Source organism: Carnobacterium divergens (assembly GCF_900258435.1).
GTDB lineage: Bacteria > Bacillota > Bacilli > Lactobacillales > Carnobacteriaceae > Carnobacterium > Carnobacterium divergens_A.
In genome coordinates this window covers 177,681-192,154 of sequence record NZ_LT992558.1, presented here as the reverse complement: position 1 = coordinate 192,154, position 14,474 = coordinate 177,681, and the positions used below count along the sequence as shown (strand labels likewise).

Here is a 14,474-nt window from a genome sequence, read left to right as displayed (position 1 = left end):
CTAACCCAAACTGAATTAAAGAAAACCTATCCAAAGGAGGAGCACTGAATGGCAGAAAGAATCACAGGAAAAACAGAACTAATTGGCTTATTTGCAACACCGATTTGTCATAGTATTTCTCCGCAAATGCATAATGAAGCTTTTCAACGTTTACAGTTGGATTATGCGTATCTAGCTTTTGAAGTTGGGCAAGAACAACTTCCATCCGCAATTCAATCTATCAAAACACTCGGAATGAGAGGCGCTAACTTATCAATGCCAAATAAGCAACTGGCATGTCACTATATGGATTATCTTTCCCCAGCAGCAAAACTGGCGGGAGCAATCAACACCATTGTCAATGACAAAGGTGTATTAACAGGACATATAACCGATGGAACAGGTTTTATGAGCGGGTTGCTACAAGAAGGAATTCAAATTATAGGGAAAAAAATGACTTTACTGGGAGCGGGAGGCGCGGCAACTGCTATCTGCATTCAAGCAGCGTTAGACGGCGTGTCATCAATTGCAATCTTTGACCGTTATCCAGAAAAATATAAAGAAAAAATTGCGACTATCAAAAACGAAACGAATTGTACTATTCAGATTTATGACTTAGCAGATTCAGCTAAATTACACCTTGAAGTGAAAAACAGTGCAATTTTGGTCAATGCTACAAACGTAGGCATGAAGCCATTAGAAAATGAAACCCCCATTCATGATAGAAGTATATTTAGAAAAGATTTAGTGGTGGTAGATGTTATTTATACTCCAAGAGAAACCATAATGCTTAAGCAAGCAAGAGAGGCAGGTTGCCAAACGTTAAACGGGTTAGGGATGTTACTTTGGCAAGGAGCTGCAGCATTTCAATTATGGACAGGAAAAGAAATGCCGGTTGCTGAAATCAAAGAGTTATTATTTTAACTAAAAACAATTAATGGAGGAACAGATAATGATTATTACAATGAAAGCAGAAGCAACACAAGAAGAGATTCAAGCGGTGATTAAAAAAGTTGAAGAAGCAGGTTTAGCAATTCAACTGAATGAAGGGTTAGAAAAACTTGTTATCAGCGTGATTGGCGAAACAATGAAAGAGCAAGAAGCGCTATTTGGAAACTGTGAGGGTGTTGAAAATGCAGAGAAAATGTCATCCACTTACAAATTAACAAGCCGTGAATTCCACCCGAGCTCAACCGTCATTGATGTGGATGGTATTAAAATTGGCGATGGTCATTTTGTGACAATGGCAGGTCCTTGTTCGGTAGAATCGAGAGAGCAAATTATCGAAACAGCAAAAATTGCTAAAGCAGGAGGCGCTCAATTTTTACGTGGAGGTGCTTTTAAACCAAGAACATCGCCATATGCCTTCCAAGGGCTAGAAGAAGAAGGCTTGAAATACATGCGTGAAGCCGCAGATTTAACTGGATTAAAAGTAATTACCGAAGTAATGGATATTGAAAATTTACCATTAGTAGCAAAATACGCAGATATGCTTCAAATTGGTGCCCGAAATATGCAAAATTTCCAATTGTTACGTGCTGTAGGAAAAACGGGAATGCCTATCGCGCTAAAACGTGGCATTTCAGGTACGATAGATGAGTGGATTCATGCGGCTGAATACATTGCCAATGAAGGAAACTTTAATATTCTGTTTGTTGAACGTGGCATTCGTTCATACGAAACTTACACTCGAAATACCTTCGACTTAAGTGCAGTGCCAGCGATTAAAAAATTAAGTCATTTTCCAATTATGGTAGATCCAAGTCACGGAACAGGTCGCTGGGAAATGATAGAGCCAATGTCATTAGCTGGAATAGCTGCTGGAGCCGATGCGTTGATTGTGGAAATTCATCCAGATCCAGCCAACGCATTATCTGATGGGCCACAGTCGCTAACTCCTGAAAATTACAAAAAAATGATGAAAAAAGTAACAAAATTAACAGCGTTCATGAAAGAAATCGACGAATAGGAAGTGGACAACTCATGGAAATCAATGTAAATTTACCCGACCATCGCTACACCCTTACCATTGAAAAGGGCTTGTTACAAGATGTTGGCAATTGGGTCAAAAAAAAGTGGCAGCCGCAACGTATTGTGGTGGTGACAGATGAAACCGTTGAGGCCTTATATGGAGAAACGGTCATCACGAGCTTAACTAAAGCAGGTTTTCAAGCTCATTTAGCCGTTGTACAACCGGGAGAAACGAGTAAAAGCTTAACTGTAGCAGAAGCATTATATGGTGCATTTCTAGATGCTGGACTAACCCGTACCGATGGTGTGATTGCGTTGGGCGGTGGAGTAATTGGAGATTTAACAGGTTTCGTTGCGTCTACTTACTTGCGAGGGTTGCATTTTATGCAAATTCCGACGACGCTATTAGCACAAGTCGATAGTAGCGTTGGAGGCAAAACCGCGGTTAATCTGCCTCAGGGGAAAAATTTGATCGGCACCTTTGCTCAACCTGATGGGGTTTTAATTGATCCCATGACATTGAATACTTTAGAGCCACGCCGAATTCGTGAAGGCATTGCTGAAATAGTGAAAATGGCGGCGATAGCGGATTATGAACTTTGGACACTACTAGCGAGTCTAAAAGATGAGGCAGAGCTTGTTTCTCACAGCGTAGAAGTTATTGCTGCGTGTTGTGAAATCAAGCGAAAAGTAGTAGAAGAAGACGAATTTGATACTGGAAATCGTTTGTTACTAAACTTTGGGCACACGATTGGCCATGGCATTGAGCAAGTTGCAGGGTATGGCATCTGCACACATGGAGAAGCCGTTGCTATTGGAATGGTTCAAATGAACGCCATTACCGAAAAACAAGGACTCACAGCAGTTGGCACAACGCAGCAATTAAAGGATATGTTGGATAAATTTCATTTGCCACTTAACTGGGAACCGTGGGAGCCTGAAAAATTATTAAAAGCAATGAACCACGATAAAAAAGCAACAGGCGATACTTTGCGGATTATTTATTTAGAAGAGATTGGAAAAGCCAGTTTGAAGCGCATTTCAACAAATGAATTAGCAGCTTATTTAATCAAAGGGGAGTGACAGAAAATGAGATATTTAACAGCAGGGGAATCACATGGACCAGAACTAACAGCTATTATTGAAGGCTTACCAGCCGGAATGCCGCTTTTAAAAGAAGATATTGATAAAGAATTAAAACGTCGTCAACAAGGGTACGGACGTGGCGGACGAATGAAAATTGAAAAGGATCAAGCAAGAATCACTGCTGGTATCAGACACGGACTCACTATGGGCTCACCTGTTTCATTAGCCGTTGAAAATAAAGATTGGAAACACTGGGAAACCGTTATGAGCATTGAACCAATTGACGAAAAAAAAGTGGGCATGCGTCGTGTATCAAAACCCCGTCCAGGACATGCAGATTTGGTTGGTGGTATGAAATACGGACACCGCGATTTACGAAATGTATTAGAGCGATCAAGCGCTAGAGAAACCACTGTTCGAGTAGCAGTAGGTGCGATTGCAAAAAAATTATTGCATGAACTTGGTATTGAAGTCGTTGGACATGTACTCGAAATTGGTGGCGTTCGTGCAGAGCTTGGAAAGAGCTATACAACAGCTGAAATCAAAGAATTATCAGAGAATTCACCTGTGCGTTGTTTAGATAAAGAGGTAGAACAACAAATGATGACGAAAATTGACGAAGCTAAAAAAGCGGGAGATACAATCGGTGGCGTTGTTGAAGTCGTTGTTGGTGGTGTGCCAGCAGGGTTAGGAAGCTATGTACAATGGGATAAAAAATTAGACGCTAAAATTGCGCGTGCCATAGTGAGTATCAACGCATTTAAAGGTGCAGAATTTGGTGTGGGCTTTGAAGCTGCAAGAAGACCCGGCAGCCAAGTGATGGATGCAATTGAATGGGATGAAAAAACAGGCTATACAAGAACGACGAATAACTTGGGCGGATTTGAAGGAGGCATGACCAACGGTATGCCAATTGTGGTACGTGGTGTAATGAAACCAATTCCTACCTTATATAAACCATTACCAAGTGTCGATATTGATTCAAAAGAAACCTTTAAAGCAGATATTGAACGTTCAGATAGTTGTGCAGTTCCAGCTGCGAGTGTTGTCGCAGAAGCCGTTGTGGCATGGGAAGTTGCAGAAGCATTATTAGATAAATTTGACGGAGATTCATTTAAGCGTCTAAAAGAAGAATTAGCTGAATACCGTGAATACATCAAGAATTTTTAATTCGTAGAAAGCTAAGGAGGATTGGATGGAGAAAAAAAGAGTAGTAATTATTGGATTAGGTTTAATTGGCGGCTCAATTGCTCTAGCAATCCGTAAAAAGCACCCAGCTGTCACGATTATTGGAATTGATTTAGACCAAAAACAGCTGGAAGTAGCTTGTGCATTAGGAATTATTGATGAAGCGAGTAATGAAATCAAAAAAGAAGCTGAAAATGCGGATTTAATAGTATTTAGTTGCCCAGTTAAGGCGACAGAAACTTTTTTAACTCAAATGGTGAGTTGGTCGTTAAAGCCGACTGTTTTAGTAACGGATACAGGAAGTACAAAAGGCTCTATTATGGATGCAGCAGCAGGACTTTTAGCCAAAGGGATTCACTTTATTGGTGCGCATCCAATGGCAGGTTCACATAAATCAGGTGTACAAGCAGCAAAAGTTGATTTATTTGAAAATGCCTACTATTTGATTACGCCAGCAGACAATCAACCAGATAGTCAGGCAGTAGTGGAAGAATTTAAACAGTGGTTTGATGGAACAGCAAGCAAATTTTTAATTTTAAGCCCTGCAGAACACGATCAGATTACAGGAATGTTGAGCCATCTCCCACATATTATTGCAGCTTCTTTAGTCAATCAAACGACGGATTTTACCGTAAAGTACCCACTAGCGAAACGATTAGCAGCAGGTGGTTTTCGAGATATGACGCGCATAGCATCATCTGATCCAACGATGTGGACAGATATTTTATTATCAAATAATCAAGTATTGATTCAGCTAGTAACAAATTGGCGAGATGAAATGAGTCAATTACTTGAGATGCTTGAATCAAACGACAGCAAGGCCATTTATCATTTTTTTGATCAAGCAAAAGAAACAAGAGATGCCATGCCGATTCACAAAGAAGGCGCCTTGCCAGCATTTTTTGATTTATTTATAGATGTACCGGATTACCCAGGTGTTATTTCAGAGGTAACAGGTTATTTGGCACAAGAAGAAATTAGTTTAATCAATTTGAAAATTTTAGAAACAAGAGAAGAAATTAATGGGATTTTGCAGCTAACTTTCCAAAACCAAGAAGACTTAAAACAAGCTAAATCTTGCATTCAAAAAAACAGTAGCTACCATTGTTACAACAAGTGAAAGGACGACATTCAATGAAATTAATGACAAATAAGACCAATTTAACCGGTACCATCAAAGTTCCAGGAGACAAGTCCATGTCACATCGTAGCATTATGTTTGGAGCTATTGCCACAGGTGAAACGCGGATTCAGCATTTTTTAAGAGCAGACGATTGTTTAAGTACGATTAACGCTTTTCGTCAACTAGGTGTCCAAATTGATGAAACGCCAGAAGAAATTATCGTACACGGCAAAGGCTGGGATGCATTAAAACAACCTTCTCAAGCGATTGATATTGGCAATTCAGGAACAACGATTCGTTTACTGATGGGGATTCTTGCAGGACGTGATTTTTCAACTACTGTTTTTGGAGATGAATCGATAGCAAAGCGTCCAATGAATCGAGTGATGTTGCCTTTAAATCAAATGGGAGCAGTCTGCAAAGGCAAGGAAGGTACTGAATTTCCGCCAGTTACAGTCAAAGGGTCAACAAGCTTACAAGCCATTCATTACGAAATGCCAGTAGCAAGCGCTCAAGTGAAAAGCGCAGTTTTGTTTGCTGCTTTACAAGCAGAAGGCGAAACGACGATTGTTGAAAAGGAAAAAACCAGAGATCACACAGAACATATGATTCGTCAATTTGGTGGGGATATTGAAGTAGATGGGTTGACGATCCGATTAAAAGGAAAGCAAGAGTTTACAGGACAAAAAATGATCGTACCAGGAGACATTTCTTCTGCAGCGTTCTTTATGGTGGCAGGCTTAATTCTTCCTAATAGTGAAATACGATTAGAAAATGTGGGTTTAAATCCAACAAGAACGGGAATCATTGACGTTATCAAAGCGATGAATGGTCAGCTAACTATTACTGATGAAAGCAGAGAAACAGGTAAGTTGGCAGGAACGGTTACTGTTTCGACAAGTGAATTAGTCGGAACTGAGATAAGTGGTGAAATGATTCCGCGTTTAATTGATGAATTGCCAATTATTGCCTTACTTGCCACTCAAGCTATTGGAAAAACCATCATTAAAGATGCAGCTGAATTAAAAGTGAAAGAAACCAATCGAATTGACGCAGTCGTGAAAGAATTGACCACATTAGGCGCTGTGATTACAGCTACAGATGATGGCATGATTATTGAAGGGCAAACGCCTCTTCACGGAGGAAACGTAACGAGTTACGGCGATCATCGGATTGGCATGATGCTGCAAATTGCAGCCTTGCTAGTAACGACTGGAGAAGTAGAATTGGATCGTTCCGAAGCGGTTTCTGTTTCGTATCCTAATTTCTTCGAGGACGTTGCGTCATTATGTCAATAAATGGGGGGTCGCCTAAATGAGGAAAATCATATTAACCGGATTTATGGGTGCCGGCAAAACTACCGTTGGTCAGCTATTGGCAGAATTAACAGCCAGTGAACATGCAGATATTGACAGCGAAATTATGGAAGAGCAAGGAATGTCGGTTACGGAATTATTTGCCACCTTTGGCGAGCAAGGGTTTCGTGACTTAGAGCATCAAAAATTAAAAGAAGTTGTAGCAAAAGAGGCCATTATTTCAACAGGCGGAGGGATTATTTTAAAACCTGAAAATCGCCGTATTTTAGCAGAAGAATACCCAGTTGTCTATTTGAAAACAGATCCAGCTATCTTTTTAGAACGTTTAAAAGGAGATACAACTAGACCTTTGGTTCAAGAAAAAACGCCCGCTGAAATACAAGCTATTTTTGAACCGCGAATCAAGCTTTATGAAGAAACAGCAGACGTGATTATTGAAACAGATCAGTTAACACAAATACAGGTAGCTCAAGCTATTTTAGCAGCATTAGAAAGTGGGAAGTGAGGAGGAGTTTAATGATGAAAATTGCCTATTTAGGTCCGAGTGCTTCATTCACTTATTTAGCAACTCAATTAGCCTTTCCTAACGCAGAGTGGGTTCCTTATCCAACGATTCCTGCCTGTATTCAAGCAGCTGAAGAGCGCAACGTAGATGTAGCTGTTGTTCCGATTGAAAATACAATAGAAGGCCCAGTAAATGTCACCTTAGATTATTTATATCATCAATCGAATTTGTCGATTCAAGCTGAACTTGTTTTACCAATTCATCAGCACCTAATGGTTCACCCAAGACATGTATCTGAGTGGAAAAATGCAATTAAGGTTCTTTCTCATCCACAAGCATTAGCTCAAAGTCAGCATTTTTTGACAACAGAAATTTCCAAAGCCGTTGTAGAGTCAACACCTTCAACGGCGTATGCTGCTGAGTTTGTTTCACAACATCCTGAGCAAAATCTTGTAGCCGTAGCCTCAAAAGTATCTGCAGACGAATACCAACTCACCATTGTAGCTGAAAATATTCAAGAGTTGGAAAACAATCAAACACGTTTTGTTTTGCTGAGTCATCAAAATGTGGAGTTGCCTAGAATCAGTCACAAAGAAAAAATATCGATGAGCGTGACAGTACCAGACAATGTTCCAGGAGCCCTTCATAAAGTACTCTCAACCTTTAGTTGGCGCCAAATTGATTTGTGTAAGATTGAATCAAGACCTTTAAAAACGGTATTGGGTGAGTATTTTTTCTTAATTGATTTGTATGTAAACAATCAACAAACCTTAATTCAACATGCAATTGAAGAAATTGAGTTATTAGGTGGAATAGTAAAGGTATTTGGTTGTTATACTGTATACCCAATTCAGTAAAATTAAAATAATTGATTTCTTTCATAAATACGTTTTATGAGAGTTGTCTAATGATAAATTATCAGAAAATTCATAATTATCTTGCTTCTTTCTCATTTATCGGTTATATTAATAACAATCACTTTTAAAAAGGGGATTTAACAGTGAAGGATAAGAGATAAGGGGTGCACATAATGAAATTAAAAAAAGTAGGTTTGGGAATACTATTATTTTCAGTAGTACTGGCTGTGGGTTGTTCCAATACAGCAGACGATAAAAGTAAAAATAGCACTAAAAAAGATCAATCAGGTAAAAACTTAGCAGATGAACAAGTTTTAAACCTAGTAGAAATAGCAGAATTGCCAACAGGAGATCCAGCACTTGCAACAGATACAGTTAGTTTTACCGTATTCAATCAAGTAATGGAAGGTTTGTACCGTTTAGATAAGAAAAATCATCCAGTTCCGGCACTTGCAAAAGAAAAAGTGACTACAAGTAAAGATGGACTCACCTATACTTTTAAATTAAGAGACGATTCTGTATGGTCAAATGGCGATAAAGTAACAGCAAACGATTTTGTTTTTGCATGGAAGCGAGTCGTTGATCCAAAAACATCCGCACCATATGCGTACCTATTTGAAGGAATCAAAAATGCTAAAAGTATTATGGAAGAAGGCGCAGATCCCGCTACTTTAGGTGTCGAAGCAGTGAATGATTTCGAGTTTAAGGTAACAATGGAAACGCCGGTTCCTTATTTTGTTTCCTTAATGGCTTTTCCAACATTTTTCCCACAAAATGAAAAATTTGTTACGGAACAAAAAGATAAGTATGGGACTTCAAGTGATGCCATGCTTTCGAACGGCCCGTTTGTTTTCAAAGGCTGGGAAGGAACGAATTTATCATGGAAGTATGAAAAAAATCCAACTTATTGGGATAAGAAAAACGTCTACTTAGACACCATCAATGTAGAAGTTATTAAAGAAACCGCAACGGCTTTGAATTTATACGATGCAGATAAATTAGACCGCGTTCTATTAACGGGTGAATATGCAAAACAATATCAAGGAGACAGTGAATATGACGTTGAAACAGAAGCACGATCAGCGTATATGCAATACAATCAATTACGCAACGGCCAAAAGACGCCATTAGCAAATGAAAATATGCGTCAAGCAATTGCAGCTTCCTACGATAAAAAGCTTCTAACTGAAGAAATTCTAGCAAATGGTTCAAAAGCATTAACAGGTTTTGTTCCACCTAGTCTTGCTTCAAATCCTAAGACAGATGAGGATTTCCGAAAAGAGTCAGGGAACTACTTGCCATATGATAAAAAAGCAGCGAAAAAATATTTTGATGCTGCTAAAAAAGAATTAGGCACAGAAAAATTTGAAATTGACTTAATTGCAGACGATGATGAAACGAATAAGAAAATCAGTGCATTCTTAAAAGATCAAATTGAAACAAGCTTACCAGGTGTCACCATCAAAATCCGTTCATTGCCCTTCAAGGTTCGTTTAGAAATGGCGACAAATCAGGACTATGATTTACAACAAGGTGGATGGGGAGCGGATTTTGCAGACCCAGTAAACTTTATTGATTTACAACAAACAAACAGCCCGTACAATCGTGCAAGCTACAGTAATGCGAAGTATGATCAATTGTTAGAAGATTCAAAAACGATTCACGCAACGGATCCAGAAGCACGTTGGAATGATTTACTAGCAGCAGAAAAAATCCTATTAGATGAAGCTGGCATCTCACCGATGTTCCAACGAGCAGGAGCAACCTTACAAAAATCTTATGTAAAAGATGTCTACAATCATCAAGTAGGAGCGAAATACACGTATAAAAATGCTTATATTGAAGCTCATTAACAAATAAGAAAAGGATCTTCTATTAATAGAAGATCCTTTTCATACATAAACTAAAAAGGAGAGGCTAACAATGAAATTAATCGACTACAAAAATGACGATCTAAAATCAACGAACTACAATGACTATCCCTTAAATATAACGGAAGCTAGCAATCATCAGTTAGCCTTTCTTGTTTTAAAATTTCTAGCAATAGTTGAAAAAATTTATTTAGAGGAGACAGGTGAAACGAAACCACCACCTTCCCATAGTGTAGCGGTTATTCCGACACATCTTGTAAATCCTGTTGCAGATATTTATCTTTATATAATGAGACCAACAGAAAAAACTTCGACACCCTTTTCACTTTTTAGGATGCCTAAGAAAAAAAATTCTTTAACAGAGCCGGAATTTCAGAAGCAAATCTTGCAAAAAATGTATCCCAAAGACCAAATGGTAACAAAGTTTTCTCTCAATCATTATTATCGCCAGCTACGCTACTTAACTGTAGAAGAATGTTTAGGCCTATGTGAAAAAAATATCCGTTTACAAATAAAAGCGGTAATTAGCGGTTAGTTAGATACAATTCTTTTAATAAATCGCGCTTGTCATCTGTTAAATCTAGCGCTTCTTTTAAATAATTATCCGCAGAGCCGAATTCTTTTAACATTGTTTGATAAGAAGCTTCTAAATATTCTGGTCGAACTTCTAGTGCCACCTTAGCCATATTCACCTGCTGGATTGGAATATTAGCTGATTTTAACTGAGCTAAAACTTGTTGATTGTACGCTTTTCGATAAGTATTACTTAACAAAAAATCAGCCATAATCAGATCGTTATCAGCATCTAAGACACTTAAAAATAAAGCACCACCAAAACCTGTACGATCTTTTCCAGCAGTACAATGGAAATAAGTTGCGCCGTCTTTTTCTTGAAGCAACAAATCGAAAAACTGTTTATATCCTTGATGTGCGTTGGAACTTGTTACAAAATCACGATAAATTTCTAACAAATAAGATTCTGGGTTTGCACCGTTCTGGCTCATTTCTTTCATAATTTCTGCTGGATCTGCTGAAACGGGTGAATCGTCTCCTAAAATATTAATAAAATGATTTTGAACATTAGGAAGTTTTGGATCAGGTCGAGCTTGATCCTCAGCGGTTGTTCTAAAATCAATGACTTGCTTTAATTGATACTCGTTCATTAAAATAGCTTGATCATCAGAAGCTAGACCATATAATTCAGCACCTCGTAAGACTTTTTTTGGTAAAATGGTACCAGATTTTGTTTGATAGCCTCCGTAGTCACGGACATTAACTAAACTTTTTAATTTTAAAGGATGTCCCTTGAATGCTTGTTCAGTCATATAAATTCCCCCTATAGATAGATTCCGTTATCTTTAAGTGTAGGGCACTTTTTTCTATTTTGCAAGCTTGAAAAAGTTTCTCTTTTCCTGATAAATAAGTGGTAAAAATAAGGGAAGTATTAGATAATAGAAGTAATAACGTTTACATGAGGGGGAGAAAGATGAAAACTGAAAAAGAAAAAATGATTGCTGGGGAATTTTACAATCCGGGAGATGCAGAATTAAGAACTGGTCGGCGTAATGCCCGTAAGCTAGTGAAGGAATACAATCAAAATGATCATCGAGAAAAAGGGAAAATTATTTTAGAAAAACTATTTGGAAAAGTGGGCGAAAATGTTTTTGTTGAGCCTAATATTCGCGTGGATTATGGATACAATATCGAAGTGGGCGATAATTTTTATGCAAATTTCGATTGCACATTTTTAGATATTTGCCCGATTAAGATTGGGGATAATGTTATGTTTGCGCCGGGGGTGCAGCTTTATTCAGCAACCCATCCACTTGATCCAACGGAACGAAATAATGGCTTAGAATTAGGAAAATCGATAACGATAGGCAATAATGTGTGGGTAGGCGGTTCGGCCATTATTGTTCCAGGTGTTACGTTGGGAGACAATGTAGTTGTAGGTGCGGGAGCAGTGGTAACCAAGTCATTTCCAAAAGACGCCGTAATCGCAGGGAACCCAGCGAAAATCATTAAATTTATTGAACCAAAAGAGTAGTAAATAGAAGGGATGAAAATAGATGAGAATTGAGCACGTAGCCATTTGGGTGGAGGATATTGATGGAATGAGAAAATTTTATGAACATTATTTTGAAGCAGAAGTAAGTGGGCTTTATGAAAATCCGAAAAATCAATTTAAATCTTATTTTTTAACTTTTCAAGACAAAACACGCTTGGAAATTATGCAACAAACATCGGTTACGCAACGAGTAGCTGGCAAACATTTAGGATGGGCACATCTGGCCTTTGCAGTTGGAAATCGGGTCAATGTAGATGAATTAACTCGCCGATTAATAGAAGATGGGTTTGTATGTCAAAGCGGCCCTCGGATAACTGGAGATGGCTACTATGAAAGTGTAATAGAAGATCCTGAGGGAAATTTAATTGAAATTACAGAATAAATTCGATAAAAAGAAATGGGCGATAGTGAGATGTTAGAAAAACAACGAAATGAAATTGATGAACTAGATAAACAATTAGTTGAATTATTTGAGAAAAGAATGGTATTGGTTACTGAAATCGGAAAAATTAAACAAAAAAATAACCTACCAATTTTTGATGAAAGCCGAGAGATTGCAGTGATTGAACGTGCAGTAAGCCGTTTGGAAAACCCAATTTATAAACCATACGCATCGTGTTTCTTTAAAGATTTAATGGAGGTCACTAAAAAGTATCAACTCTCTTTAATTGAAAAATAAAAAACTGATTTTCTCGTATTAAAAATCAGTTTGTCTTTTTGAGTTGTTTTTTCTTTTTACGTCGTTTACGAGCGTTTAGAACTTCTTGTTTTAAGCGTTCGTTTTCTTCTTTTGTTTCTACATAAGCAAGATAGATTAACGAAACAGCATAAATTAAACAAAGATATAAAAAAGTAATGATAAGAGTTTCCATACTGTTGCTAATAAAATAAGCCGTAAAACTGATAAGACTAATAATGAGTAATTGATTTCTATTTGGCCATCCGATAATTGCGAGTTTATTTTTAAGTTGTAAAAAAACAGATTTTTTCTTCGGTTGTTTTTTCTTTTGAATGGGTGATTTCGATTTCTTGAGAGAAGAGGGATTGGAACGCTTTTTTATCTTCTGCTTAGTTGATTCTGAAGGTTTATTTTCGACAGATTGACTGAAATTTGGGAAAACAAAGAAAGGTTTACTAAGAAAACTTTGTTGAATGAGTACACGAAATGTTACTATAATGGTATAATAAAACATGAGTACTGTTAACATAAGATAGTAACTTGTGTGTGGCATCAGTGTTCTCCTTTCAAATGAACGATGTTTGAGAGTTAATAAGAGTGATTTTTTCAATTTATTAAAAGACTAGTACCATTTTACCATATAAAAGGATGTTTGGGGTACAGGAAAATCAAATTGAAAATTCAAAATAAAAATCGCAAGAAGCCTGTATTTAGGACAATTAAACTATAAAAGTATTGGAGGAAAGTGTATGTTACCGTTTGCTTGGTTTAAGAAAAAGAAACACGATGATTATGATGAGTACGACGAAGACTATGATGATGAATTCGATGACGAAGACGATGATTATGAAGATTATGATGACGAAGAGTTTGAAGACGAAGATGAAGAAGAAGAGGATCGTACAAAATACGATTATGAAGCAATTGCTGGTAAATTTGAACGTGAAAATACTCGTTTGTTTAAAGACAATGAGCGATTGAAGAAAAAATTGGCAATGGCAGAAGAAGAATTAAAAATGACTGCAATTGAAAAACAACAACTGCATGACCGTATTGAAACCATGCAACAAGGTACGGACTTTAGTCAACAAAGTACGAAAAAACAATTAACTGATACGATTGAATTGTACACAAAAGTGAACGAAGAAAATCAACTATTAAAAAAACAGCTTGAAAAAATCAATACGTATAGCTTTGATGTCCTAGACACAGAGAAAAAATTAGCAAAATATAACGTTCTGGAAAAAGAAAACAACGAACTAAAAACACAATTGACAAATGTAAAAATTGATTTAGCCGATGCGGTTTTAAATGCTAAAGAAATGGCGAAAGATATCATTACTCAAGCAAGCAATGAAGCGAATGTATATCAAACTCAAATTCAAGCACAACGTAAGTCGCTATCAAATGACATCAATGAAATTTATTACGAGCTAGATCAAACAAGATTGAAATTAAATGGTTTATTTACAGATGTGCGTACTCAAGTAGATGAGTTAAAAATATTGGCTGAAAATGAAGCCGACTAAATAATCAAAGAAGATGACATATGCGTCATCTTCTTTTTTTGTAAAAAAAACTAGCGGTAAAACCGCTAGTTTAGTGTTTATTTAGGTCTTTTTTTAAGAATACTGAAACGTTTCTTTTTTTTATTATCGAAGTCATCATCGTCATCAAATTCGTCATCATCATCGAAGTCATCGTCGTCGTCAAATTCGTCATCATCATCGAAATCATCGTCGTCGTCAAATTCGTCATCATCATCGAAATCATCGTCGTCGTCAAATTCGTCATCATCATCGAAATCATCGTCGTCGTCAAACTCGTCATC

General features: G+C 37.4%; 16 protein-coding genes and 1 pseudogene. 14 read left to right on the top strand and 3 right to left on the bottom strand.

From position 1 onward, the window contains the following. The first annotated feature begins 48 nt into the window (after positions 1-48). The 10 genes from CDIMF43_RS01465 to CDIMF43_RS01420 all read left to right on the top strand — a co-directional run bounded on the left by CDIMF43_RS01465 (position 49) and on the right by CDIMF43_RS01420 (position 10,431). Positions 49-903, top strand: a complete 855-nt coding sequence (locus CDIMF43_RS01465) for a shikimate dehydrogenase (protein ID WP_109840999.1) — start codon at positions 49-51, stop codon at positions 901-903. A 28-nt stretch (positions 904-931) separates the two neighbouring features. Beyond that, entirely contained in the window at positions 932-1,948 is a 1,017-nt protein-coding gene (gene aroF, locus CDIMF43_RS01460; RefSeq protein ID WP_109840998.1) for a 3-deoxy-7-phosphoheptulonate synthase, read from the top strand. Between the two features lie 14 nt (positions 1,949-1,962). Beyond that, complete coding sequence (gene aroB / locus CDIMF43_RS01455; protein WP_074401879.1) at positions 1,963-3,033, top strand: 3-dehydroquinate synthase; 1,071 nt, start codon at positions 1,963-1,965, stop codon at positions 3,031-3,033. A 6-nt stretch (positions 3,034-3,039) separates the two neighbouring features. Next, positions 3,040-4,206, top strand: coding sequence for a chorismate synthase (aroC, locus tag CDIMF43_RS01450; RefSeq protein WP_074401880.1), 1,167 nt, complete (start codon positions 3,040-3,042; stop codon positions 4,204-4,206). Between the two features lie 25 nt (positions 4,207-4,231). Next, entirely contained in the window at positions 4,232-5,344 is a 1,113-nt protein-coding gene (locus CDIMF43_RS01445; RefSeq protein ID WP_074401881.1) for a prephenate dehydrogenase, read from the top strand. A gap of 14 nt (positions 5,345-5,358) precedes the next feature. Continuing rightward, positions 5,359-6,645 carry a 3-phosphoshikimate 1-carboxyvinyltransferase gene (aroA, locus tag CDIMF43_RS01440; protein ID WP_109840997.1) on the top strand — a complete coding sequence of 429 codons (1,287 nt, stop codon included), beginning with the start codon at positions 5,359-5,361 and terminating at the stop codon, positions 6,643-6,645. Between the two features lie 16 nt (positions 6,646-6,661). Beyond that, complete coding sequence (locus tag CDIMF43_RS01435) at positions 6,662-7,168, top strand: shikimate kinase (RefSeq protein WP_109840996.1); 507 nt, start codon at positions 6,662-6,664, stop codon at positions 7,166-7,168. Between the two features lie 14 nt (positions 7,169-7,182). Beyond that, on the top strand, positions 7,183-8,025 hold the full coding sequence (pheA, locus tag CDIMF43_RS01430; RefSeq protein ID WP_109842310.1) for a prephenate dehydratase: 843 nt from the start codon (positions 7,183-7,185) through the stop codon (positions 8,023-8,025). A 173-nt stretch (positions 8,026-8,198) separates the two neighbouring features. Continuing rightward, positions 8,199-9,878: a peptide ABC transporter substrate-binding protein gene (locus CDIMF43_RS01425; RefSeq protein ID WP_074401884.1), complete on the top strand. Its 1,680-nt coding sequence runs from the start codon at positions 8,199-8,201 to the stop codon at positions 9,876-9,878. Positions 9,879-9,948: 70 nt separating this feature from the next. Continuing rightward, complete coding sequence (locus CDIMF43_RS01420) at positions 9,949-10,431, top strand: hypothetical protein (RefSeq protein WP_074401885.1); 483 nt, start codon at positions 9,949-9,951, stop codon at positions 10,429-10,431. On the opposite strand, the gene CDIMF43_RS01415 is transcribed toward CDIMF43_RS01420, so the two are convergent. Next, positions 10,421-11,221 carry a tyrosine-protein phosphatase gene (locus CDIMF43_RS01415; RefSeq protein ID WP_109840995.1) on the bottom strand — a complete coding sequence of 267 codons (801 nt, stop codon included), beginning with the start codon at positions 11,219-11,221 and terminating at the stop codon, positions 10,421-10,423. The two genes, CDIMF43_RS01420 and CDIMF43_RS01415, sit on opposite strands and share 11 nt — an antisense overlap. 161 nt (positions 11,222-11,382) lie before the next feature. On the opposite strand from CDIMF43_RS01415, the pseudogene CDIMF43_RS01410 reads away from it, so the two are divergent. From CDIMF43_RS01410 to CDIMF43_RS01400, 3 genes and pseudogenes are all read left to right on the top strand, one after another. After that, a pseudogene (locus tag CDIMF43_RS01410) lies at positions 11,383-11,931 on the top strand (maltose acetyltransferase domain-containing protein); the annotation flags it as partial. A 34-nt stretch (positions 11,932-11,965) separates the two neighbouring features. After that, positions 11,966-12,346, top strand: a complete 381-nt coding sequence (locus CDIMF43_RS01405; RefSeq protein WP_074401888.1) for a VOC family protein — start codon at positions 11,966-11,968, stop codon at positions 12,344-12,346. Positions 12,347-12,376: 30 nt separating this feature from the next. Continuing rightward, a complete protein-coding gene (locus CDIMF43_RS01400) occupies positions 12,377-12,643 on the top strand; it encodes a chorismate mutase (protein ID WP_109840993.1) in 267 nt (88 codons plus the stop codon). A gap of 25 nt (positions 12,644-12,668) precedes the next feature. Here CDIMF43_RS01400 and CDIMF43_RS01395 read toward each other — a convergent pair whose 3' ends face one another. Further along, positions 12,669-13,196, bottom strand: a complete 528-nt coding sequence (locus CDIMF43_RS01395) for a hypothetical protein (RefSeq protein WP_109840992.1) — start codon at positions 13,194-13,196, stop codon at positions 12,669-12,671. Between the two features lie 196 nt (positions 13,197-13,392). Here CDIMF43_RS01395 and CDIMF43_RS01390 point away from each other — a divergent pair, with 196 nt between their 5' ends. Continuing rightward, positions 13,393-14,172 carry a hypothetical protein gene (locus tag CDIMF43_RS01390; protein WP_109840991.1) on the top strand — a complete coding sequence of 260 codons (780 nt, stop codon included), beginning with the start codon at positions 13,393-13,395 and terminating at the stop codon, positions 14,170-14,172. A gap of 77 nt (positions 14,173-14,249) precedes the next feature. Here the strand turns inward: CDIMF43_RS01390 and CDIMF43_RS13700 are convergent. Then, positions 14,250-14,474, bottom strand: a 225-nt coding sequence (locus tag CDIMF43_RS13700) for a hypothetical protein (protein ID WP_199198136.1), incomplete at its 5' end; no start/stop codon positions are given.